The 23,974-nt window shown below is 40.5% G+C and carries 17 protein-coding genes; 11 read left to right on the top strand and 6 right to left on the bottom strand.

The annotated features are described in order from the left end of the window. Positions 1-710: 710 nt before the first annotated feature. The 4 genes from recN to QTN47_RS10055 form a co-directional block, all read right to left on the bottom strand. Positions 711-2,366, bottom strand: a complete 1,656-nt coding sequence (gene recN, locus QTN47_RS10070) for a DNA repair protein RecN (RefSeq protein ID WP_369329232.1) — start codon at positions 2,364-2,366, stop codon at positions 711-713. A gap of 215 nt (positions 2,367-2,581) precedes the next feature. Then, complete coding sequence (locus QTN47_RS10065; protein WP_369329231.1) at positions 2,582-4,075, bottom strand: tetratricopeptide repeat protein; 1,494 nt, start codon at positions 4,073-4,075, stop codon at positions 2,582-2,584. 146 nt (positions 4,076-4,221) lie between these two features. Continuing rightward, positions 4,222-4,977, bottom strand: a complete 756-nt coding sequence (locus tag QTN47_RS10060) for a zinc ribbon domain-containing protein (RefSeq protein ID WP_369329230.1) — start codon at positions 4,975-4,977, stop codon at positions 4,222-4,224. A gap of 39 nt (positions 4,978-5,016) precedes the next feature. After that, on the bottom strand, positions 5,017-6,114 hold the full coding sequence (locus QTN47_RS10055; protein ID WP_369329229.1) for a Nif3-like dinuclear metal center hexameric protein: 1,098 nt from the start codon (positions 6,112-6,114) through the stop codon (positions 5,017-5,019). Positions 6,115-6,347: 233 nt separating this feature from the next. Between QTN47_RS10055 and QTN47_RS10050 the strand changes: the two genes are divergently transcribed. Continuing rightward, complete coding sequence (locus QTN47_RS10050) at positions 6,348-7,199, top strand: aminotransferase class IV (RefSeq protein WP_369329228.1); 852 nt, start codon at positions 6,348-6,350, stop codon at positions 7,197-7,199. Between the two features lie 106 nt (positions 7,200-7,305). Next, the gene (locus QTN47_RS10045; RefSeq protein ID WP_369329227.1) at positions 7,306-8,613 is read left to right on the top strand and encodes a cryptochrome/photolyase family protein; all 1,308 of its coding nucleotides are present in this window, start codon (positions 7,306-7,308) and stop codon (positions 8,611-8,613) included. Between the two features lie 201 nt (positions 8,614-8,814). On the opposite strand, the gene QTN47_RS10040 is transcribed toward QTN47_RS10045, so the two are convergent. Next, on the bottom strand, positions 8,815-9,660 hold the full coding sequence (locus QTN47_RS10040) for a 1,4-dihydroxy-6-naphtoate synthase (protein ID WP_369329226.1): 846 nt from the start codon (positions 9,658-9,660) through the stop codon (positions 8,815-8,817). A gap of 116 nt (positions 9,661-9,776) precedes the next feature. Next, a complete protein-coding gene (mqnB, locus tag QTN47_RS10035) occupies positions 9,777-10,445 on the bottom strand; it encodes a futalosine hydrolase (protein WP_369329225.1) in 669 nt (222 codons plus the stop codon). A 460-nt stretch (positions 10,446-10,905) separates the two neighbouring features. Here mqnB and QTN47_RS10030 point away from each other — a divergent pair, with 460 nt between their 5' ends. From QTN47_RS10030 to QTN47_RS09990, 9 genes are all read left to right on the top strand, one after another. Next, the gene (locus tag QTN47_RS10030; protein ID WP_369329224.1) at positions 10,906-11,313 is read left to right on the top strand and encodes a 6-pyruvoyl trahydropterin synthase family protein; all 408 of its coding nucleotides are present in this window, start codon (positions 10,906-10,908) and stop codon (positions 11,311-11,313) included. Positions 11,314-11,690: 377 nt separating this feature from the next. Further along, positions 11,691-12,104: a 6-pyruvoyl trahydropterin synthase family protein gene (locus QTN47_RS10025; protein ID WP_369329223.1), complete on the top strand. Its 414-nt coding sequence runs from the start codon at positions 11,691-11,693 to the stop codon at positions 12,102-12,104. After that, positions 12,067-12,816: a GTP cyclohydrolase I FolE gene (folE, locus tag QTN47_RS10020; protein WP_369329222.1), complete on the top strand. Its 750-nt coding sequence runs from the start codon at positions 12,067-12,069 to the stop codon at positions 12,814-12,816. Before QTN47_RS10025 ends, folE begins: the two co-directional genes overlap by 38 nt. Positions 12,817-13,354: 538 nt before the next feature. After that, positions 13,355-13,984, top strand: a complete 630-nt coding sequence (locus QTN47_RS10015) for an RNA polymerase sigma-70 factor (protein WP_369329221.1) — start codon at positions 13,355-13,357, stop codon at positions 13,982-13,984. A gap of 58 nt (positions 13,985-14,042) precedes the next feature. Next, positions 14,043-15,134, top strand: coding sequence for a FecR family protein (locus QTN47_RS10010; RefSeq protein WP_369329220.1), 1,092 nt, complete (start codon positions 14,043-14,045; stop codon positions 15,132-15,134). 174 nt (positions 15,135-15,308) lie between these two features. Continuing rightward, positions 15,309-18,692 (top strand): TonB-dependent receptor, encoded by a 3,384-nt coding sequence (locus QTN47_RS10005; protein ID WP_369329219.1) that lies wholly within the window; start codon positions 15,309-15,311, stop codon positions 18,690-18,692. Positions 18,693-18,702: 10 nt separating this feature from the next. After that, positions 18,703-20,400 carry a RagB/SusD family nutrient uptake outer membrane protein gene (locus tag QTN47_RS10000; protein ID WP_369329218.1) on the top strand — a complete coding sequence of 566 codons (1,698 nt, stop codon included), beginning with the start codon at positions 18,703-18,705 and terminating at the stop codon, positions 20,398-20,400. Between the two features lie 129 nt (positions 20,401-20,529). Beyond that, a complete protein-coding gene (locus tag QTN47_RS09995; protein ID WP_369329217.1) occupies positions 20,530-21,924 on the top strand; it encodes a glycoside hydrolase family 30 protein in 1,395 nt (464 codons plus the stop codon). 118 nt (positions 21,925-22,042) lie between these two features. Continuing rightward, positions 22,043-23,860: a DUF4091 domain-containing protein gene (locus QTN47_RS09990; RefSeq protein ID WP_369329216.1), complete on the top strand. Its 1,818-nt coding sequence runs from the start codon at positions 22,043-22,045 to the stop codon at positions 23,858-23,860. Positions 23,861-23,974: the final 114 nt, after the last annotated feature.

The raw sequence follows: 23,974 nt of genomic DNA, 5'->3' as shown, positions 1-23,974 counted from the left end.
GCTTGAATTTTTACAAGTATTCTAAAAACGACAAAGAAAACACTAATAATTGAGAAATGGAAAAATTGTGGGGAGGGAAAATCGTCAATAGTGAATGGTGAATAGTGAAAGGTGGGAGCGGTTGAAACTGAGGAGCAGGTTGTTGATCTGGACAGGCGGAATAGTGAATAGTGAATGGTCAATAGTGAAAGGTGAGGCCTGTTACGGATTCATTGGTCTGTTTAATATTTTGCTATTATGAGGACAATCGCCGGACATCATCGTAAATTCACCCAAGGAGCATCGCAAGTTCTTTTTTAGAAGATCCGCAAAAAAATGAACGAGTCTGAGTCAACGTACTTCGTACTTCGTAAATCGTACTTAGTAAAGCCTGTCTGCAAAAACTGCAACCTGCTGCATCTGAAACTGAGGAGCAGGTTGTTGATCTGGACAGGCGGAATAGTCAATAGTGAATGGTCAATAGTGAAAGGTGAGGCCTGTTACGGATTCATTGGTCTGTTTAATATTTTGCTATTATGTGGACAATCGCCGGACATCATCGTAAATTCACCCAAGGAGCATCGCAAGTTCTTTTTTAGAAGATCCGCAAAAAAATGAACGAGTCTGAGTCAACGTACTTCGTACTTCGTAAATCGTACTTAGTAAAGCCTGTCTGCAAAAACTGCAACCTGCTGCATCTTTCACTATTGACCATTCACCATTGACGCCCCTCACGCCCCCACCATTTCCCGCGCATTCTCCAGCGCTGCGGCGGTTGGTTTTTCGCCACTAAGCATTTGGGCGATGGCGTTTATGCGTTCTTCGTGGGCAAGCTGGCGGATATTTGTTTTTACAGAATCGCCTTTTACGTCTTTATATACAAAGAAATGAGCGTTGGCCTTGCCGGCGATTTGAGGTTGGTGGGTGATGCAAATTACCTGCCTGCTGTTGGCCAGTTCTTTCATAATAACGCCCACTTGTTTGGCAGCCTCTCCGGAAATACCGGTATCAATTTCATCAAAGATCATGGTGGGGAGATCAATAGATTGAGCTACGAGTGATTTGATGCAAAGCATCAAACGGCTAAGTTCACCGCCGCTCGCTACTTTGCTTATTGGCTCAAAGCGGTTGCTTTTATTGGCGTCAAAAAGAAATTCAATTTCATTGCTCCCTGTTGCATTCAGTTCGGTATCTTTTACTTCAGCCTTAATTCTTGCATTAGGCATACCTACCTGAAATAGTAAGGCATTAACCTTTTGTTCCAATGGTGAAGTTTGCTTCCTGCGCTGAGCGGCAATTTTTTCCGCCTGGGTATTGGCTTGTTTAAAGAGCGTTTCTACCTGCTTTTCTTTTTCTACAATAGCATCGTCAATATGCAGTACTGCCTGTAATTTCTGTTCCAGTTCACTTTGCAGTTGCAACAATTCGGCAGTGGTTTTTACACCATGTTTTTTCAATAATTTATATCCTGCGGCTATGCGTTCGTTGATCCAGTCAATTCGCTGCTCATCATAGTTCACAGCGTCGCTTATGCCTTCGGCTTCAGATGCTATATCCTGGAGTTCAATATGTACACTTTGCAGTCTGTTGATCAACGGCGGCAGATCATGATGAAAAGATGAAAAGCCGTGAAGCTGATTCACCAGTTGTTTTACTGTTTGAATAACAGGTACCTCGCTTTCCTTCAGATCAAAAGCAACTCTTGATAATGCAGTTTTGATGCCTTCTGAATTGGTGAGAAGTTTTAATTCATTGTCGAGATCTTCAAGTTCATTCGGCTGCAGATTTACTTCGCTTAGCTCATCAAACAAAAACCTGAAGTAATCCAGTTCTTTGGTGAAGTTATTTTTTTGAGAGACCAGTTGCTCCAGTTCTTTTTTGCTGGTAGCCCATTGTTTGTAAACGCCGGAATAAGTGTTCAGCAAAGACTGATTCCCTGCCAGTGCGTCCAATACTTCACGTTGAAAATCGCTGTCGCCAATCTCCAGCGTATCAAATTGCTGATGCAGATCAACAAGTAGCGATGCCAGTGTTTTTAGTTGCTGTAAAGTGGCCGGTGTATCGTTGATAAATGCCCTGGACTTTCCATTTGATGCAATTTCTCTTCTTATCACCAGGGTTTCTTCATTATCCAGTTCATTTTTCTGTAAAAACTCTTTAACCGCTTGTTTGTCTTCAACTTTAAAAAAGCCTTCAATAAAACATTTCTTGTCCGAATGCATTAACACGGATGTATCTGCGCGTTCACCCAATATCAGGCTCAGTGCGCCCATCACAATACTTTTTCCCGCGCCGGTTTCACCAGTAATAATGTTCAGGTTAGGAGAAAAGCTAATCTCTATCTCATCTATTATAGCGTAGTTCCGTATGTGTAACTGTTGAAGCATGGGTGCAAATTAAGGAAAAAAGCTATGAGCTATTAGCTATTAGCTGTCAGCCGTCAGCTATCAGCTTTGGCAATTCATAATTTCAGAAATTAAGAAACTTTGGTGAAATTTTAGGTTGCGAAAAATGTACAACGTATTACTTACAACTTTAAACCTCACGCCTCACATCGTACACCTTACATCGTACACCGTACATCCCACATCGTACATCCCCATCATTCTCCTTTGCATCTTGAAATTCCCGCTTTCGCTTTCTGATCCAGCGAGTCCTGGTATTCATGGTCCTTCATGTCGAGGCACTGTTGGTAGTATTGGATTGCCAGATCTTTTTTGCCTTGCTTTTCATAGATAAAGCCAATCTGCAAGGCGGCTCTTGCTGCAAAATATTCTTCGCGATCCTTGCCGAGATTGATGGCAGCGAGATACATCGAAATTGCTTTATCAGCATAACCAAGGTCATCATATATCCTGGCTGCACGATAGGAAAATTCAAGTTTATCGACTTCATTGGGAAAATCGTGCATGCTCTTACCATACAGCATGTTTAACGCTTCACGGTTATAACCGCCATCACTTAGCAGTCTTACCTTAAGTAACAACTGGTTGGGCCACTTGCCCGCTTTTGCATCCTTCTGCGCTTTTTTATCTACATCGGTATCGGTATTGCCACTTTTCAACAGCAACTGGCGTGCACTTTGCGCTCTTGTCATATCGCCCTGCAGGTAATAGCACCAGCTCATTTTCTGGTACACATCCTTTACATAGAAATTGCCTTTAAAGTGTGCAAGATAATTCTGAAAGTATTGTATAGCTTCCTGTGTTTCGAGATGATTGATCTTTGCAAATCCCATTTCCATATCCCAAACAGAAACATTTAAATACTCGGGGGATTGGTTTCTGTGCATGATCACATTCTTGGCATACTCCGTCTGCTTGTTATTAATAGCAAGGTTCGCCGCCATAAATGTGAACAGGTGATTGTTCACCACATCCAGGTTGCGGTCCTTTATGTATGCAAAAGCCTGCTCAGGCTTGTTCAAAATGTAGTTGCTGATGTAACAATAATAAAAACTGGCTTCATTGAACATCAACCTTGCAGAGGAGTCATTGCTATTTAAAAAACTATTGATCACCTGCATACCTTGTTTAATGGATCCTTTCATGCCAAACAAACTCGCCAGCCATTTATAGCCATCCGGTATTGTGCCAACGCCAACCTGCAGCGAGCCATAAATAAAATCATTCAGGATAAAATTGGGATACTTTTTTTTATTCTCTTTTATAAGAAGGAATGCGCGTCTGAAATCCCAGCCTGCTGACCATCTTTCGCCGAACTTAATTTCAACCGCAGCACGTTGCAGATACAGGATTGATTTACCGAACTTGTAAAAAGGAGAGCTTTCCGGTCCGTCTTCCAGGCGGCTCAGTCTTTCACCATATTTGGGTTTGCGTACTTTGTAATCCGCGGGATCTTCATTAAAAAACAGGACAAAAAAATCAATATAGCCCTCGAGTATATCAATAATCAGGTTATCCGGGTTTTGGGCACGTGCCTGGTTCAGCAATTGCTGGCCGTTATTTATTCTAAGGCAATTGATCTCTTTGTATGCTTGCTGGCAGGTTGCATTAAAGTCATATACTTTTTCTGCAAATAACTTATTACACATTGCTGTCAGCAAAAACAGGAAGACCAGAGAAGCTTTTTTCATCCGTTTGGTTTAATGTTCGTTCTGCTGCAGAAAGGTATTCCTACTCACCGATCTGCTTTGGGTGGGTTAAAATTATCGCCGAAAATAAAAAAGGGCACTGAATCCAGCGCCCCTTTTTCAAAAGTTTATGAACGTTTTACCGTTTATTAGTTGATTTCTATTGAGTTGTTCAGCTCATCATCAACAAGAATACGTCCGCAGTTTTCGCAAACCATTACTTTTTTGCGCTGACGGATTTCACTTTGTTTTTGAGGAGGGATGGCGTTGAAGCAACCACCGCAGGCATCACGTACAACCGGTACAACTGCAAGCCCGTTTCTGTAGCTTTTGCGGATACGGTCGTAAGAGAATTGCAAGCGTTCATCCATTCCTTTGCGGGCATCTTCGTTCATTTGTCTGAAATGGTTTTCTTCCTTTTCAGTCTCAACGATGATTTTTTCAAGTTCGCCCTTCTTGTGATTCAGAACGCCTTCTTTATTGGCAATTTGTTTTTTTGCATGCTCAAGAACTTTCACTTTTTCAGCCAGCTCTTCATTTGCATCCCTGATGTGTTTTTCAGCAAGCTTACCTTCCAGCTGCTGCATCTCAATCTCTTTGTTGATGGCTTCAAACTCACGGTTATTCTTTACGGCATTGCTCTGCTTTTCGTATTTTTTTACCAGTGCATCAGCTTCTTTAATCGCGTTCTTTTTCTGCTCAATAAAATCGGTGATACCGTTTATTTCCTCTTCAATGCGATTTTTGCGGTTAGTCAAGCCCTGTATTTCATCTTCCAGGTCGCTTACTTCCATTGGAAGTTCACCTTTTAACACCTGGATCTCGTCAAGTTTGCTGTCAATTTTCTGCAACTTTACGAGTGCTGAGAGCTTTTCTTCAACAGAATAATCTTTAACTGTTGCCATATATCTGTTTAAAATTTGAAATTAAATCTAAAACTGTTATTATCGATAGTAATATACGGGATTTGTCCTAATATCAGTTTTAAGGACGGCAAAGGTAGGGAATTTAGTCTGCAAAATATCAAAAAGCAAATCTACGGTGAACTGCTCGCTTTCCCAGTGCCCGATATCGGCCAGCACGATCTTTCCATCCGCGTCAAAAAACTCATGATATTTTACATCAGCAGTTATGTAAATATCTGCTCCAGAGGCAATTGCGTTGGGGAGCAGGAAAAATCCGGCACCTCCGCAGAGGGCCACTTTTTTCATTGGTTTATCAAGTAAATGTGTGTGCCTGATAACCTGGAGTTCAAATGCCGTTTTCAAACGGTTTAACATATCCTCACCAGAAATGGGGGATTCAAGTTCGCCTATAAGACCACTGCCGGTTTCGGAATAATCGTTGGCCAATGGTACAATATCAAAAGCCGGCTCTTCGTACGGATGGGCTTTAATGAGTGCATTTACAACACTTTTTTGCCTGTAAGCCGGAAAAATGATCTCTATTTTGATCTCATTCTCCTCGTGCCGGGTCTCGATCTCACCAACAAAAGGCTGCGTATTGGTTCCTGCTTTAAAAGTGCCGGTACCCTCTGCATTAAAACTGCACTCACTGTAATTGCCTATGTGGCCCCCGCCAGCATTAAAAAGTGCCGACCGGACTTTTTCAGCAAAATCTTTGGGAGCAAATGTGAAAAGTTTCATCAGCAGGTTTTTCTTCGGAGATAATATCTTTCGATTGATCAAAGAAAGTTTATCCGCAATTTTGTTATTTACTCCGTTAATTACGTTGTCAAGATTGGTATGAATGGCGTATATGGCAATATCATACTTTATCGAAGTGATAACGGTCTGTTCAACATAATTTCTGCCGGTTATTTTTTTCAGACCGCCAAAAATGATCGGGTGATGTGTCACCACCAGGTTGCAACCTTTCTGTTTTGCTTCCAGGATAACCTCTTCGGTTGCATCAAGCGTACAAATAACGCCGGTACATTGCCATGAAGGGCTTCCTGTGAGCAATCCTGCGTTGTCGTAGCTTTCCTGGTAAGCCGGTGGGGCAATAAGTTCGAGATGTTGTATGACTTCTCCTATTTTCATAATAGCTTTATTCAAAAGATCAAAGGATCAAAAGTTTCACAAAGAAACTGCTTATAAATATAAAGGTCAAAAGCGCTTATCCATTAAGAAAAGTTTATAACTAATACATAATTGATATAAGATAAAGATTGCATGTAACAAGGAGTGCATCAAGTAGCAATAATTGATAAATTCGCACTGTTGCGCAGCAACACAATTAATAATCCGTAACCGCTAAAACACAAGACGTATCTATGTTATTAAATGCATTTGTTAACTATAACGGAATGGTCTACCGGTCCGTTAAGTTATTGATCTCACCAGAAAGCAGATCCTTCCGCTATGGAGATGGTTTTTTCGAAACTATGAAAATGATCAATGGAAAAATTCCGCTTGCCGATCTCCACTTTGAACGATTGTTTTCTTCTTTGGAATTGCTGAAATTCGAAAAGCCCGATTATTTTACTCCTGAGTATCTGTTGGAACAAATTGATGAAATTGCCAAAAAGAATCAACACACAAAACTGGCCAAGGTAAGGTTGATGGTCTTCAGGGGAGATGGTGGACTTTTTGATCCGGAGAATCTCACTCCCAACTTTTTAGTAGAAACATCAGAGCTGGATCCTGAATCCAACAAGCTCAATAAAAAAGGTCTTGTGGTAGATGTTTACAAAGACGCAAGGAAATCCTGCGATAACTTTTCCGTAGTAAAAAGCAATAACTATCTTCCGCAAGTGATGGGTGCACTTTGGGCAAGGGAAAATAAGTTGAATGATGCGGTCCTCATTAACAACAGCAACCGCATTGCAGAGTCCACAATTGCGAATATCTTTATTGTAGACGACGGAATTATAAAAACGCCGGCGCTTACTGAAGGTTGTGTTGGAGGAGTTATGCGTAAACACCTGTTACAGGTAATACGCGAAGAAGGCATTCCTGTGCAGGAAACAAAGATCAAGGTTGATGATCTTATGAATGCCTCCGAAGTTTTTTTAACCAATGCTGTATCAAACATCCGTTGGGTTAAAAAAGTTGGTGAAAGCAATTATGAATCCCAGCTGGCAAGTGTGCTTTACAAGAAAGCAGTCGCTCCTTTGGTCAAATAACATTTTTTGAAATTTTAAGAACAACATCCTGCCAAAAACAGGATGTTGCTTTTTTAGGACCAATACTTGTTTGTGTTAAGTTTATAGTTTCAAAATAGTACGGAGCATGAAGCAAAAAGTGAATATTATGTGGTTTAGACGCGACCTGAGGTTGCACGACAATGCTGCTTTGTATCATGCACTAAAGCGTAAGCTTCCCGTTGTTGCCATTTTCATTTTTGATAAAAACATTCTGGACGACCTTGAAGAAAAAAAGGACAGGAGAGTAGAATTTATTCACCAGGAATTGCATGAAATGCAAGCAGAACTGGAAGCGCACAAAAGCAGCCTTAGCGTTTTTTACGATAAACCTGTTCATATATTCAAGCAACTATTTGATGAATTCGATATTGATACTGTGTTTGCAAATGAAGACTTTGAACAGTATGCAATTGACCGGGACAATGCCATCTCCGAAATCTGTAAGAAACATAACGCAGCATTTATGTTGTATAAAGACCAGGTAATTTTTTCAAAAAATGAAGTGTTGAAGGATGATGGAACGCCTTATACTGTGTTTACTCCATACAGTAAAAAGTGGAAGGCTGCGTTGAATGATTTTTATTTAAAGTCTTATCCGGTAAAAAAATATGCTGGCAATTTTTTAAAACAAACGCCTCATCGCATTCCCCCTCTTGAACATATGGGCTTTGAGAAAACGGACTTGCCTTTTCCTTCAAAGTCATTTAATCAATCATTGATAGAAAAATATAGTGGAACCCGCGACTATCCGGGTATAAAAGGCACGAGCCATCTTGGTGTACACCTGCGGTTTGGAACAATAAGTATTCGCGAGCTGGTTCGTTATGCGAAGAAGCACAGTGAAGTTTTTTTGAATGAGTTGATATGGCGGGAGTTTTATCAAATGATCCTGTCACAGTTTGAGCATGTTAGAAAATACCACTCTTTCCGAAAGGAGTACGATCATGTAAAATGGCGCAATAATGAAAAAGAATTTGAAGCCTGGTGTAATGGTCAAACCGGTTACCCGATTGTAGATGCCGGCATGCGTGAATTGAACGCTACGGGCTTTATGCACAACCGCGTGCGTATGATAACGGCTTCCTTTCTTACAAAGCACCTGTTAATAGATTGGCGCTGGGGGGAAAGCTATTTCGCAAAAAAATTGCTCGATTATGATTTTGCAAATAACAACGGTGGCTGGCAATGGGCCGCGGGGAGTGGCTGTGATGCTGCACCATATTTCCGGGTGTTTAATCCTGCATTGCAGGCGAAAAAATTTGATAAGGATATGAAGTATATCCGCAAATGGGTGCCGGAACTCGATGAGCTATCTTATCCTCAACCTATTGTGGAGCATGAAGCAGCAAGAAAGAAAGCGCTCGAGGTGTATGCTAAAGCTGTAAAGTTGTAAGTTATACGTTGTAAGTACGTTGTACTTTTTTCATGTCATAGAACCTATTTTCGTGGATGAACAAGATAGTCATACGTATAAGTTGTTTACTTATTGGAAAAAGCTCTGTGTCTCCTTCTGTATTCTCTGTGTAACAATAACTGCTATTAAGTAGCATTAATTAAATCAGAGATCCTCAAATCAGAGATCAGACATCAGCCATCACGCAAAAATATTCTCGTCTTTAATGTTAGCCGATGGATGTAATTGCTTGTACACATTCAATAGTGTGTTAACAGCCTTTTTGCCATCTTCTTCCAACGCAACAGAATAATTGTTTACATACAAATTAATGTGTTGCTTCATCACCTCTTCGCTCATTTCCTGTGCATGCTGTTTTACGTAGTCAGCCAGTTTTTCGTGATGATGTTCAAATGCGTATTCCACGCTTTTGCGGATCAGCCTGTCAACTTGTTCTATCACATCATTGCCAAGTGATCTTTTGCCGATAATGCCTCCAAGCGGAATAGGAACACCTGTTTTTTCTTCCCAATAGTTGCCAAGATCGATGACTTTATGTAGACCTTTCAGGTGATAGGTAAACCTGTTTTCATGTATGATAACTCCGGCATCTTCAGTCTTATCAAGTACACTGCTTTCAATTTCATTAAAGACTTTGAATACCTTATTACGCGCATTTGGAAAGGCCAGGGAAAACAGCATATGAGCTGTGGTGTTTTCGCCGGGAATAGCGACGGAAAGCTCTTCAATGTTTTTATTATTATCAAGAAAATCGTTCTCCGGAAGCGTTATTAAAAGCGGACCAACGCCTTTACCTAAAGCACCGCCACTATTAAGCACTATATATTGTTCCAGTACAAGTGGCAATACACCATAACTGATTTTCGAAAAGTCAAGTTTCCCTGCTTTGGCCCATTCGTTAAGCGTTTGCACATCTTCCAAAAACACCTTAAATGAAATGCCTTCTGTATCAATCTTATTGTTGACCAATGCATCGAATATGAATGTGTCATTCGGGCATGGTGAAAAACCAAGTGAATAAGTCATACGTTTTACGTTGTACGTTTTGAGTTTTACGTTGTACGTTTTACGTGGTAGCTATTGATTTTTCGAGACACTTCCTTTTGTGAATCTATAACGTACAACGTATAACGTACAACTCCTTACGCTATTCTATAAAGTTTGTCAATGTATTTTAAGAGCGTCTGGTTAAGGTTGCCGATGGATTCTTTAATCTTCCAGTTGGCTTTGTTTCTTTCACCGATATAATTGCTCGTCGCTCTTATCTGGATGAAAGGAATATTGAATGTTCTGCCCACATAATGAAGCGCAGCGCCTTCCATGCTTTCAATAAAAGGGTTGTACTTCTTAATGAGCTGTTGAGCACGTTGCGGCGATGTTGTTATTTCGTTGATGGTTATAGCCGATACTTCCGGCAATTTCAGCAGGTTATATCTATCCAGAAAGTCATTAGGTAGTTTCTTTTTTTGATGCGGAGGATTACTGGGCCTTTCCAATTTAAGATCGAATATGTCTTTCCATTTTCCATCTTCTGTAACACCAATATCCGCAGCCATATCATCTTTTACCGCAATGACTTTTCCCAGCACCGCATTATTATCGAAACAGCCTGCAATTCCGGCCTGGATGATCAGATCCGGTTTTTCTTCAAGGGCCAGTCTGGTCAGAGCAACTGAAGAGGCAAGCATTCCCACACCGCTTTGCTGAAAGGAGACTTTAAAGCGATTGCTTTCGCCAGTATATAATGAACTGATCTGCTGAAACGAGGGCATCCATTCGCCGGCTGTAGCGGCAGTAATAACAACACGCATAGAAGAACAAAGGTAATAGGCTGAAGATCATGAAGCTCAAAGTTTTTTCTCGCAGTTTGTTTCACGCGGTGGGATGGCTAGTTTCACGCGGCGGACGCAAAGAAGCAATGACGCGGAGCATTGCACACAAAGACAACGGTTTCACGCAGCGGGCGCGAAGGAGCGGCGACACGGCGGATCTTGTGCAGCTTAAAATAAATCTCATCAGCAGATACAATGACAGCGACACACAGTAGAAGTAAATGAAGCGTTAAAATGTGTATGAACGCTACGCCACCGATTCGTCGCGTCCGTTGCGTGAAACCTCATGCCAATCGCCGCGCCGCTGCCTCGTAGCGTTCGCCGCGAGAAACCCCATCCCCACAGTCGCGCGTGCCTTGTTGCGTCCGCTGTGTGAAACCCTGGTCCCTACGAGAAATCCCATCCTTGTATTATCTTTGCGCAAATTTTGATGTGAGCGATGGTGTATCTTACGAGGTTAATGCATTTTAATGCGGCGCATAAATTATACAATCCGGCCTGGACCCAGGAAAAAAACGAACAGGTGTTCGGAGTCTGCGCCAACGAAAACTGGCATGGTCACAATTTTGATCTTTATGTTACCATAAAGGGCGAAGTTGACGAAGACACCGGTTTTTTAATGGATGTAAAACAATTAAAAAAGATTATCACCGAACAGGTTATAAAGAAAGTAGATCATAAAAATCTCAATCTTGATGTTGATTTTTTGAAAGGCAAAATGTGCAGTACAGAAAATCTGGCAATCGGCATTTGGAATCAGCTAACTCCTCATCTACCTCAAAATGTTCAGTTGCATTGTATTAAATTATACGAGACTCCACGGATCTTTGTAGAATATTTCGGGTAAAAGTATATAACAAAATTATACATATGTCCCGCAGCGCTTGAGTTGTGGGATATGTTTTTTTTGATATATGATAAAGCTCATAATTAGCTCTTTTTTTTCCCGAAAGCGTATTATCTTTGATATTCTGATGGCATTTGGAGTTTGGTTCATTAGAATTAAAATTTGCCAATTCGAGTTCTTACCGATACGTATGCTTTCTTTTTGTAAGGCCACTTGAGCAGCACACTTCTGCCGCAGTGCCTTTCAGTCGGTGAGAAATTTTCTTAAAAAATGTTGACAAAAGTTCCATTTGTTGAAGTGTGCGACGCAAGGGACGATGCTATGTAAGTGCATGTTGGGATCGTAATAACATGCTCAGTGGCTAGTCGTTGAAACGTATGAGTAAAAAAGTTGCAGTATATCGTAAGGAGCATTTTAATGCGGCGCACAGGTTAAATAATCCTGAATGGACGACCGAAAAAAACCAGGCTGTATTTGGCAAATGCAACAATGCCAATTATCATGGACACAATTACGAGTTAGTTGTAAAACTAACGGGTGTGCCTGATGAAAAGACTGGTTATGTGTACGATCTGAAACTTTTGAGCGATCTTATTCAGGAGGAAGTTATAGACAGGTTTGATCATAAGAACCTGAACCTTGACACGGAAGCTTTTAAAAATCTGAATCCTACAGCAGAAAACATAGCAATAGTAATTTATGACCTGTTGCGTGGCAAAATTGACAAGGATTTAGAATTAAAAATATTCTTATATGAAACAGAACGAAACTTTGTTGAATACCCGGCCTAGCGGAAGTATGAACAATGGTGAAATGAAGCACAAACCTTTTGTGGAGTTGAGCGATGTAATCATTGATGAGATTGGTGATAATCATGTAAGTACGTCTGTAAATACGCCTTTACGTGAAGATGCTTTTGTAATGAGTGAAGATCAGAAGATTGAAAAGATCGAAGAGCATTTCAGAAGCATTATGGAAATAATGGGTCTTGACCTGACTGATGACAGCTTGAAAGGTACACCTCGCCGCGTTGCAAAGATGTACGTTAAGGAGATCTTCAGCGGACTTAACCCTGCCAATAAACCTGCTGTTACTTTATTTGAGAACAAGTATAAGTACAACGAAATGCTGGTGGAGAAAGATATTTCTTTCTTCAGCAATTGTGAACATCACTTTGTGCCGATATTCGGGAAAGCGCACGTAGCCTATATTTCAAGTGGTAAAGTAATTGGATTGAGCAAGCTTAACAGGCTCGTTCAATATTTTGCCAAACGCCCGCAAGTACAGGAACGCCTGACCATGCAGATAGGGAAGGAGCTGCAGGCAGCCTTAAACACAGATGACGTTGCTGTTGTGATCGATGCGAAACACATGTGTGTTGCCAGCCGCGGTGTAAACGACGTTACCTCTTCCACTGTCACTTCTTTTTACGGTGGTAAGTTCAAAGAAGATAGCGTTAAGCAGGAATTTTTGAAGTATTTGGAGTTGAAGACGGATATATAAAAGAAGCCCGGTGTTTGAAGTAAAAGTCAAAAGTTCAAAAGGCAAAAGCAAAAAAAAAAATCGGGAGATAAATGGTGCTTTTGTAGCAAGCAATAGAAGATGTTTGTAAATCGTTGCCCTTGCATTTTGAAGATACGCTGGCGGTAAAACAAGTGCCGGCATTCGTGTTTGCCCTGATCGATTGATTTTTTTTGGATCAAGAGAAGAACATAAAAAAGCAATTGATTTTGACATTCGTTTCGAGGATGTACACATGCCGCTTAATGCATAACATATCAAAGATGCCTACTTTATTCAGAATTGAAAGACAAATTGAAAATCAAAAATCATAGCGAAAATCACGAAGGATGTTAAGTGATCTTCAACCTCCCTGATCCTCTTTTAGTTTTAACTTTAACAGACTGCGAATATATTTGAGTTAATAAAAAGGAGATCCTCCAATAATTTATTTTTTTCACATTAAACAACAAGTTTCTCTATATTGCCGCAATATAAATGACAGGAACGATTATTTAACTCAAACAGATCCTGAATCTGTATGTCAGATTTACCGCAACCAACACTATTAGAAATTGCTTCCGGAAACGAAAAAGCCTTTGCTCAATTGTATGAACATTTTAGTGTTCAGTTGCTTCGGTTTGCTAAGTCGTTATTGCGAAACAACGAATGTGCAGAAGAGGCTGTAGAAGACGTATTCATAGGCGTTTGGCGTAACAGAACCACTATCGCGGAAGTTGAAAACATTGCAGTGTATTTATATGTTGCAACGAAAAATAAATGTCTTACCATCTTATCTCAAAAAGCCAAAGAACTCATTAGCGCCCCTTACGAATTTTTAGATGTTCAGATTGAAGATCAATCAAATCCCTATACCATTATGGCCTCGGATGAGGCCTTTGCCCGCATGAAAAAAGCGATAAATACATTGCCTCCTAAATGCAAAATGATTTTTAAACTCGTTCGCGAAGACGGTTTAAAGTATAAAGAAGTAGCTCAAATTCTCAATATCTCAGTTAACACAATAGATGTGCATATGGCTATCGCCGTTAAACGCATTTGTGCTGCCATGGAAATAGAAAAAACCAAATCAAGAACAAAGCCTCACCCTCTTTCGGTAAAAGAAATAAAAAAAATTCATTTCCCTTTAGTAGATATTTTCAAAATGTAAGTCCTATTGTGTAAGGCAATGTTTGAAAATGTCTAAAAGCAATAGAATTTGGTATTTAATGTCCCGGTGTTTAAATAAAGAAGCATCGGAGGAAGAACAGGAGGCACTGAATGCGCTTCTGAGTGAGGATATTGACTTAGCCCGTCAATATGAAATGCTACAGCAATTCTGGCAGGATGAACAATTGCAACATAGAACAGAGGAGCAGGATACGGAAAATAAGCAACATGAAAATGTAAGAAGGGTTCTGTATTTGGCAAGCCTCCCAGATGAATCTGAGGAAGTTAAAGAACGCAGCAATGTGCACAGTTTATTCCGTTGGAAATCAATTAAACGATACGTTTATACAGCTGCGGCAGCATGTATATTGTTGTTCATTGCAAGAATAGTATTGGTTCAGAAGCAGGAACAAAACAGCGCCTTAAATACTTCTCAAATACAAACAGTTACAACCTCAAACGGCACAAGAACCAGAACGATATTGCCCGACGGTTCGGTAGTATGGCTCAATTCAGGATCAAAAATTTCTTATTCCAATGATTTTAAAGGCGCTTTTCGTGAGGTAACGCTTAGTGGTGAAGCTTTTTTTGATGTGGTAAAAAATCCTAAAAAACCATTTATAATCCATGCTTCCAATATTAATATAAAAGTGCTGGGAACAGCATTCAATGTAAGATCGTACGAATCTGACTCAACTACTGAAACAACCTTAGTAAGAGGATTGATACAAATTAGTAATGCACATCAGCCAGCAGGTAAGACGGTGTATTTGCATCCAAATGAAAAGATTGTCGTATCGAAAAAAACAGAAAGCATTGAACCATTGACCGTATTAAAAAATGATCCGGCAAGTCAATCTGCAACCATATCAAAAATAGACACAGCGGTTAAGATCCAGGACCGGCCTGAAACTGCGTGGGTCTACAACAGGCTGGTTTTTCGGGGAGAAAATTTTAAAGAGTTGGCCACAAAACTGGAACGTTGGTACAATATAAAAATTCATTTTACTGATGAGGCCGCCAGCCAGTTAAGTTTTAATGGTTCATTCGAAAATGAAACCATTGAAGAAGCATTTAACGCGCTTCAGGCAGCAGTACCTTTTAATTATAAAATAACCGATCATGAAATATTTATCAGCACCGCAAAGTAGCCCACATCCTGTGTAGTCAGCACATGTAAAGAATGCTGGCACATTCGTTAAAAAAACACCAACACTAATTAATTTGTAAACGCTCACTGTTTTTCAGGAAGAAATTCCATACCCTTTAATATTAATAATGCTATGCCACTATTTCTAACAAGTGCTAAAAAGCAATTGCTTGTTATGAAACCTCTAACGATGCTTATCATATTGTCGTTATTCGTATCTACAGCCATTGCTCAAAACAAGATCACATTACAGTTTAAAAAAACTGAAATTTCCACGATCCTTACTGCGATTGAAGCGCAATCAAAATCGCGTTTTTTGTATAATAGCAACCTTAAAGCGGTTCATCAAAAAATTGATTTCAATATTCAGGATACTTCCCTTGTGGAAATATTAAACCGGCTGTTACTAAATAATGGAATGACTTACAAATTCCTGCCGGATCATGTTATTGTAATCAATAGCACTGGTTCGGGAAATGATGATAATACAAAGGGAACATCTGTGGTAACAGGTAAGATAACCGACGTTGCTGGAACTGCGGTTTCCGGCGCTGCGATAGTCATAAAAGGCTCGTCTACAGGCGTTGCCACCGATGCTAACGGAATGTTTAAAATTAACGCTGCCAATAACGACACACTGATAGTGTCAACTGTAAACAGCGCCCCCAAAGAAATCGCTATAAATGGCCAGGGTACTTTGTCAATTACATTGGAGTCGGCTGTAAAAAATTTGGAAGAAGTAGTAGTGGTTGGTTATGGTGCAAAGAAAAAAGAATTTCTTGTTACATCGGTTGCAACTGTGGGGCAGGAAGCATTCAGGGATCGCCCGATTACAGATGTATCGTCAGCGCTTCAGGGTGCAGCTCCGGGGTTAATAGTTCAAAGGTATTCAGGTCAACCGGGGGCTGCCGGATGGAATGTTAATGTACGAGGTGCGTCTTCAATAACCAGCACACCTCCGCTTATATTAATTGATGGCATTCAGGGAAATATGGATTTACTGAATCCCAATGATATTGAATCTATGAGTATTTTGAAAGATGCTTCAGCTTCTATCTATGGTGCAAGGGCAGCCGGTGGGGTTATTCTCATCACCACAAAAAAAGGTAAAACCGGGAAGGCTCAAATCACCTACAGTGGAAACGTTGCTACTTCAAAAGTTACCGGAATGATGGAGCAGCCCAACACTTACCAGTTTGCAGTTATGGATAATGAAGCCTATATGCATACTCCCGGTGTTAATGCAGCTTACTATACACCTGATATGCTTCAGCGGATTTTAAATAATGATCCGAATCCGATTCCTGATCCTAACCCGGACAAAGCCGGGGCCGGAATGCAATTTTTCTTTACTACAACTGATTGGTATAAAGAAATATTTAGAAATGGGTTTCAACAAAAACACGCACTCACAGTTTCGGGGAGTAATGATAAGTCCGATTACTTTATTTCAGGAAACTTTAGCGATCAGAAAGGGATAATGAAAAATACCAGTGATGGTAACAAGCTATATAACTTGCGCGTTGGTTATGGTGTTCAACTGAGAGATTGGTTGAAACTGGAAACCAAATTATCTTACGACAACCAGGTGCGCACAGATGTTGGCGGCGGGTCGTGGGGAATAATAGGAGAAGGAATTTTTGGAATGCCTAACCACCCTGTATATACGCCCGACGGTAAATATTTTGCACAGGCAGGATGGGGCAATGCTGTCGGATATGGTAAAGAAGAACCGACTGCTACTTTCAAAACAACCAATATTAATACGAACATCCGTCTTGTTGCCGATATTATTGAAGGGCTTAAAATGAATTTGCAATTTGGCGCCAATAATTTCACCAATACCGGAACGGATATGCAAAAAGCTTTCCCTTTATCTAACTGGGATGGAACTTTTAATTATTGGGGTGGTGCCTGGTCGCCGGACTGGAGTTATGTTGAAGAAACGAATGGTCACAATAACTACTATAACTACACCGGGTATCTTCAGTATACCAAAAGGCTGGGAAGCAAACATAATTTTGATGTGATGGCTGGTGGTTCGTATGAAAAGAATTCTGCCAAAAATGTAGATTTCTACAGATGGAATATAGTTGGCGCTAACTCAAACGTATGGGATGTAAATTTAGGTACCGGCGATGTTGCAACCAGAACATCCAACAACTTCAATGAACAATGGGCCATCGGTTCCGCTTTCTCGAGATTGAACTATGCTTATGACGGTAAATATTTATTAGAAGCTAATCTGAGATATGACGGCAGTTCCAAATTTGCAGGTGCCGACAAACGCTGGGGATTGTTTCCTGGCATATCTGCCGGATGGATCGTTTCAAAAGAATCATTCTTTCGTGTAAACTTTATCAATAACCTTAAGCTCCGGGCTTCTTATGGTACAACAGGTAACCAGGCGGGCATCGGTTTATATGATTTTGTTCAAAAGATCAGCATAGGTTCAAATGGAATTTATCCGTTTGGAAATGGAAGAAGAGATCCGTCAGCTTCTTTAGACACTATGGTGGCTCATCAAAGAACATGGGAAACACTGATCAATCAAAACATTGGATTGGATGCACAAATGCTTTCAAACAGACTGAGTTTTTCATTTGATGTGTTTCAAAAGAGGAATAAGAACATGCTGATAAGAATAAATTATCCGAGTATGCTGGGTTCTACTCCTCCCACAACAAATGCAGGTGAATTAAAAACATGGGGCTTTGAAACAAGCATCGGATGGAATGATAAAATTGGGAAAGACTTTCATTATTCTGTAAGGCTGATGTTGAGCGATGCGCAGAATAAAGTAGTGAGGTATGAAGGAGCGAATTCATATGTGCTTGGATTAAATTCTCCAGGCAGTGGAAATATTCGTGAAGGAGATCCTTTAAACACTTACTATGGATATGTTTTTGACGGAGTAATAAAAAATAAGACTGAATTAGAAGCATATCAAAAATTAGGAGGCGTACATCCCGAGATCGGTATAGGAGATGCTAGGTTTAAAGATGTAAACGGTGATGGCCAAATTAACTTATACAGCAATAAAGGCGATGGTGATGTGGTGAAACTGGGAACGATTGATCCGAGATATATTTATGGAATTAATTTAAATGCCGGCTATAAAGGATTTGACTTAGGTGTCTTCTTCCAGGGTGTTGGAAAACGCACATTGTTCAGAACAGGAGAATATGCTATGCCATGGTCAGACTGGTGGAGACAACCGCCTGCATACTATTATCAAAAAACATGGAATGAAGACCGCCCCAATGCGGAATTACCAAGGCTTTCTCATGGTGACGTTCGCAACTGGAACTATCAGGCATCAACACTTCAGAAGATCAATGCCGCTTACATAAGGCTTAAAAATCTTCAAATAGGCTATTCCTTACCACAAAGTCTTATCAGCAAAATATCCCTATCCAGGGCAAGAGTGTATTTCAGCGGACAGGATCTATGGGAAAAACACCAGGTAAAAGGTGGATGGGATCCCGAATCTGCGGATTGGGGCGGAAATTATCCTTTCCAACGTTATTATTCATTTGGTCTTGACGTAACCTTCTAAAATGACAACTATGATACAAACTAAAAATATATGGTTATTCACTCTATTGGCCATTGTTGGCTTAGGGTGTAATAAAAAATTAGATCTTAACCCCCTTAATAAAATATCAGATGCATCTTACTGGAAAACTTCTAATGACTTTCAGCTTGCTGCCAACGATTTCTATTTCGGTTTGCAGAAAGCGCCTAACTATACTGATAATAATTCCGATATCGTTATTGGAAATGGAGATGACATAGCCGCGAATTATCCTAATAATGGTGTTAGCAACGGATCCTTCCTTCCTCAGTCTGAAACAGATTTATGGAATAATTCCTATAAATACATTCGCTCTACCACCTATCTTTTGCAAAAGGCAAAAGAATCAGGTCTGAAACAGGATGCTGTTGGCCGTTGGGAAGGAGAAGCCTTTTTTTTCCGTGCATATAATTACTGGAACCTGGTAAAAGCATATGGCGGCGTACCAAAAATTGATATGGTACTGGATGTGACTTCTCCGGAATTATATTCAAAAAAAGCATCTCAATCCGAGATTATTGATTTTATACTATCCGATCTTGATAGTGCTATTGCAAAACTTCCTTTACGAAGCGCTCTTACAGGTGATGAACTGGGAAGAGTAACACAAGGCGCTGCATTGGCTCTGAAAGCAAGAGCGGGATTGTATGAAGGCACATGGGAGAAATACAACAAGGGATCAAATGCTGCAAAATACCTGGATGTTGCAGTCACCGCAGCCAATCAGGTGGCCGCTTCAGGCGAATACACTTTGTATACTGATAAAGGTGCAGACAGTTACAAGTATTTGTTCATTACAGAAGGCAATGACAGCAAAGAAATTATACTGGACAGAAGATATAGCGTAGCACAACAGGTAACTCATAACTGGACGAGAGAGCTATTGGTTGATGCTTCTATGGTGCCAACCAAAACAATGGCTGATATGTATCTGGCTACAGATGGATTACCTATTACGCAATCGGCTTTGTTTGCAGGACGCAACCAACTTGCAAGTGAGTTTCAAAACCGCGATCCGCGAATGGCTCTTTCATTTGTAGCACCCGGATCGCAATGGTTTACCCAAAACGGATGGGACAGTTATATAGGAGGCACTCCGGCTTCGGGTGGTAATTCAGGATCTTTGGGTTCCCGCACAGGTTATAGGATCAGAAAATTTTCGGGTGAAAGTTCGAACGATATAAATTTTTTATGCGAATATGGTCCCAGGGAGTTCAGGTACGCCGAAACTTTACTTATACTGGCGGAGGCATTATATGAAAAAAACAGCTCCATCTCCGATGCGGATCTTAACCGGACTATTAATGTCATCAGAACCAGGGTAAGTATGCCTGCGCTGACCAATTCATTTGTTACAAGCAAAGGTTTAAACATGCTTAATGAAATCAGAAGAGAACGCAGTGTAGAGTTGGCTTTTGAGGGGTTCCGCCGCGATGACCTCAGAAGATGGAACCTGGCTGCGACAATAATGCCAAAAGCTATCAAAGGCATTAAATATAAAGGGACAGATTTTGAGCGTCAGTTTGGTCCTATTGGCAATTTAACGATTGATCCGGTGGATAGTTGTGTGGTGGCTGTACCTGCCTCATCACGTCAGTTTTTACCAAAGCACATGCTCTATCCGCTTCCTTTACATCAGGTACAATTATCAAATGGAACCCTGGTGCAAAATGACGGCTGGGAAAATTAATATATCTCTCTATAGTGGTAAATTAGCAGTGCTGAAAAAAGCATTTCAACCATAAGGAATTGTTATAGCAGAGGCATGAAAATATTCTGTCAGTGCCTCTGCACTTTTAATAAATGCAAAAAAATATTTATGAAAAGCCTGGTCCTTTTCGTAAGCCTGTTGATTCTTTTTATCAGTTGTAATACTTCCTCCAACAATAAACTGATGGTAGAAACATGGCTCACCGATCCTGCCGCCAATTTGCTATTTCAAAAACAAACACCAGGGAACGTTGATGAAAAAAATACGGCTGCAACTATCTCCATTGATGATAAGCAAACCTATCAGACAATGGATGGCTATGGTTTTTCATTAACAGGAGGAAGTGCCTTTCATCTACACAATATGGATGCAGCCAATCGTGCAGCTTTGTTGAAAGAGCTTTTTACAACTGACGGTAACAATATCGGAATAAGTTATCTGCGTGTGAGTATTGGTGCTTCCGATTTAGATGACCATGTTTTTTCTTATGATGATCTGCCAAAAGGGCAAACCGATACTGCCATGGAAAAATTCAGTATTGCTGAAGATAAGAAATGGCTGATTCCTGTACTGAAAGAAATTTTAGCAATTAACCCCGATATAAAAATACTGGGTTCCCCATGGTCCGCGCCATTGTGGATGAAAACGAACGACAGCGTCAGGGGCGGCAGTTTAAAGCAGGAATACCACAATGCTTATGCAAAATACTTTGTGAAATATATTCAGGCTATGAAAGCGGAAGGTATTAATATAGATGCCATCACTATTCAAAACGAACCTTTGCACCCGGGCAATACGCCGAGCATGTATATGTTACCTGAGCAGCAGGGGGCTTTCCTGAAAAACAGTCTGGGTCCTGCATTCAAAGCGGCAGGATTAAAAACAAAAATTATTTTGTACGATCACAATGCTGACAGGCCCGATTATCCAATGAGCATTCTTGCAGACAAAGAAGCTGCACAATATGCAGATGGCTCAGCATTTCATTTATATGCTGGACCTATAGATACGTTATCAAAGGTGCATGATGCATTTCCTGGCAAGAACCTCTATTTCACCGAACAGTGGACCGGTGCACCGGGCAATATTCCTGAAGACCTTAAGTGGAATGTAAAAACATTGCTTATTGGCGGAGCAAGAAATTGGTGCAAAAATTATTTACAATGGAATCTTGCTGCCAATTCAAAATATGAGCCGCATACATCCGATGGAGGATGTGATCAATGCCTTGGAGGTGTAACTATTGACGGCAACAATGTTAAAAGAAATTCGGGTTATTACAATATAGCGCATGCTTCAAAATTCGTTCGTCCGGGTAGCGTACGCATTGCTTCAAATATGATTGAAGGATTGCCCAATGTTGCGTTTAGAACTCCTGACGGGAAAAAAGTTTTAGTTGTATTGAATGAAACCAATAAAGCCCGGACATTTAAAATAGTTGACGGAGGGCAAGTTGCATTTGAATTGCTGAATAGCGGAGCAGTTGCAACATATGTTTGGTAAGAAGTTGCTGGCCTTTGAATGACAAATAGCATCTGGCACACAATAAAATTATTATTTAACAGAAACTGATTTGCGGTGTCGCCGCTTCATTGCGAATACCGCAAGAAAATTTAAACGGATGAAAAAAATACTATTATTTTTTCTTGGACAAACACTACTTGTCGCTACAGCCTTTTCGCAACAGGCTCTATTAACAGAAATAGATTCAGCCAAAATGCCTTTGGGTGGCGGAGCACACTATATGCCTGAATATCTATTGGATGTTTCAACAAATCCCGCTGCATGGACTAAAGAAAAACCCGGACTGCATGCATCCTTTGCATCAACCGATCAATTGTACTTTAGAACAGAAGTTCCGGCTTTAGAAAAAGAAAACCTTTTATGGCAGGCAACAGGATGGAAGGGGGAACGCCTGAATACGCAGATACTGATATGGTCTCCGGATACACTGCAACAAGTGCGTTTTATACTCACCGATCTGAAAGACAAAAACGGAAAATTGCTTAGCAAAAATAATATCGGGTTGAACAAAGTGATGTATGTATTATCTAATTACCCATACAACGCAAAAGGATTTGATTGCGGGCCTACTCCGTATAAAAACGGCTACCTGATGCCGGACAGGTTTGAAAAATTTGACCGGTTTGATGTGCCGGGCAAAACAATAAGACCGGTATGGCTTAGCTGCAATATTCCTGCCGAGGCAGAAGCGGGTGTTTACACTGGTACTATTGAAGTAAGAACGGCTACAGCAAAAACAGTTTTAAACATACAGGTAAACGTTCAAAAGCAAATACTTCCAAAACCTCATGACTGGCATCACAGGCTTGACCTTTGGCAAAACCCCTGGGTTATTTCGCAATACTACAATGTAAAACCATGGGGTGAAGATCACAAAGCTTTACTGAAAAAACATCTTCAGCTTTACGCAGATGCAGGCGGCACTTTCATTACAACATATGGTGTGCACTCACCATGGGCAGGTAATGAGTATGTGTTAGAAGAGGCAATGATAGACTGGATTAAGCAAAAGAACGGCTCATGGAAATTTGATTACGACATTTTTGATCAATATGTAGAACTCGCAATGAGTGTGGGTGTTGATAAAGCAATTACTATTTACACACCAGTGCCATGGGGAAACAGGTTCCGTTATATGGATGAAGCAACAGGCGCTTATGCCTATGAAACATGGGCTCCCGAAGACGCTGTTTTCAGTGAAAGATGGAATGTGTTTTTAAATGATTTAAAAAGGCACCTGGAGAAGAAAGGCTGGCTGAATAAGACTTATATCGGCATCAACGAAAATGCCATGGAACAGACATTGGCAGCTATCAAAGTGGTTAAGAAAAACTGGCAGGGATGGAAGATCACTTATGCGGGAGACTGGCATCCGGAATTAGATACACTGTTAAATGATTACTGTTTCCTTTACAGTAAAGAATCAAATGTTGAACAGGTTAAAGCAAGAGCTGCAAAGGGTTTTACAACAACTTATTATGTATGCTGCAATCCTGATAAGCCCAACAACTTTGTTTTTTCACCACCGGCAGAAGGCAGATGGATCAGTTGGTACTCTGCCGCACATGGATATGATGGCTTTTTGCGCTGGGCTTATGATGCATGGCCCGCTGACCCCGTAAGAGATGCGCGTTTCGGTTCATGGGCTGCAGGCGATTGTTACCTGGTATACCCGGGAGGCAATAGCGGCATCCGGTTTGAAAAATTGAGAGAAGGAATTGTCGATTATGAAAAGATCAGGATACTAAAAGAAAAAGCTGCTAGATCAAATAACAAACAGGTTCAGCAATTAATACAACAACTTGATCAGCATCTGGCTCAGTTACTACCTGAAAAAGAATTCAATATGGAGAAAATTTCAAACGATGTGCAGGATGGAAAAAAAATACTGGATCAGTTAAGTGAGCTATTATAGCAGCTAACCTGTTTTTATGCATTATTGCCTGTTGAAAACACCCATGATAAAACTTTCATTTTCACTAGCTGGAATGAAAGTTTTATCATGGGTAATTCTATTTACTCAAAATAC

The sequence above is a fragment of the Danxiaibacter flavus genome (assembly GCF_041060425.1).
In the GTDB taxonomy this organism is placed as follows: Bacteria; Bacteroidota; Bacteroidia; order Chitinophagales; family Chitinophagaceae; genus Danxiaibacter; species Danxiaibacter flavus.
The sequence above is the reverse complement of the archived record's forward strand: the minus strand, read 5'-3'. Positions and strand labels throughout refer to the sequence as shown.

Bases quoted from the DNA above. Each gene is read 5' to 3' on its own strand.
- QTN47_RS10000 (WP_369329218.1), top strand. From the start codon at position 18,703: ATGATACAAACTAAAAATATATGGTTATTCACTCTATTGGCCATTGTT.
- QTN47_RS10050 (WP_369329228.1), top strand. From the start codon at position 6,348: ATGTTATTAAATGCATTTGTTAACTATAACGGAATGGTCTACCGGTCC.
- QTN47_RS10065 (WP_369329231.1), bottom strand. From the start codon at position 4,075: ATGAAAAAAGCTTCTCTGGTCTTCCTGTTTTTGCTGACAGCAATGTGT.
- QTN47_RS10040 (WP_369329226.1), bottom strand. From the start codon at position 9,660: ATGACTTATTCACTTGGTTTTTCACCATGCCCGAATGACACATTCATA.
- QTN47_RS10005 (WP_369329219.1), top strand. From the start codon at position 15,309: ATGAAACCTCTAACGATGCTTATCATATTGTCGTTATTCGTATCTACA.
- QTN47_RS10060 (WP_369329230.1), bottom strand. From the start codon at position 4,977: ATGGCAACAGTTAAAGATTATTCTGTTGAAGAAAAGCTCTCAGCACTC.
- QTN47_RS09990 (WP_369329216.1), top strand. From the start codon at position 22,043: ATGAAAAAAATACTATTATTTTTTCTTGGACAAACACTACTTGTCGCT.
- mqnB (WP_369329225.1), bottom strand. From the start codon at position 10,445: ATGCGTGTTGTTATTACTGCCGCTACAGCCGGCGAATGGATGCCCTCG.
- QTN47_RS09995 (WP_369329217.1), top strand. From the start codon at position 20,530: ATGAAAAGCCTGGTCCTTTTCGTAAGCCTGTTGATTCTTTTTATCAGT.
- QTN47_RS10030 (WP_369329224.1), top strand. From the start codon at position 10,906: ATGGTGTATCTTACGAGGTTAATGCATTTTAATGCGGCGCATAAATTA.
- QTN47_RS10010 (WP_369329220.1), top strand. From the start codon at position 14,043: ATGTCCCGGTGTTTAAATAAAGAAGCATCGGAGGAAGAACAGGAGGCA.
- recN (WP_369329232.1), bottom strand. From the start codon at position 2,366: ATGCTTCAACAGTTACACATACGGAACTACGCTATAATAGATGAGATA.
- QTN47_RS10045 (WP_369329227.1), top strand. From the start codon at position 7,306: ATGAAGCAAAAAGTGAATATTATGTGGTTTAGACGCGACCTGAGGTTG.
- folE (WP_369329222.1), top strand. From the start codon at position 12,067: ATGAAACAGAACGAAACTTTGTTGAATACCCGGCCTAGCGGAAGTATG.
- QTN47_RS10015 (WP_369329221.1), top strand. From the start codon at position 13,355: ATGTCAGATTTACCGCAACCAACACTATTAGAAATTGCTTCCGGAAAC.
- QTN47_RS10025 (WP_369329223.1), top strand. From the start codon at position 11,691: ATGAGTAAAAAAGTTGCAGTATATCGTAAGGAGCATTTTAATGCGGCG.
- QTN47_RS10055 (WP_369329229.1), bottom strand. From the start codon at position 6,114: ATGAAAATAGGAGAAGTCATACAACATCTCGAACTTATTGCCCCACCG.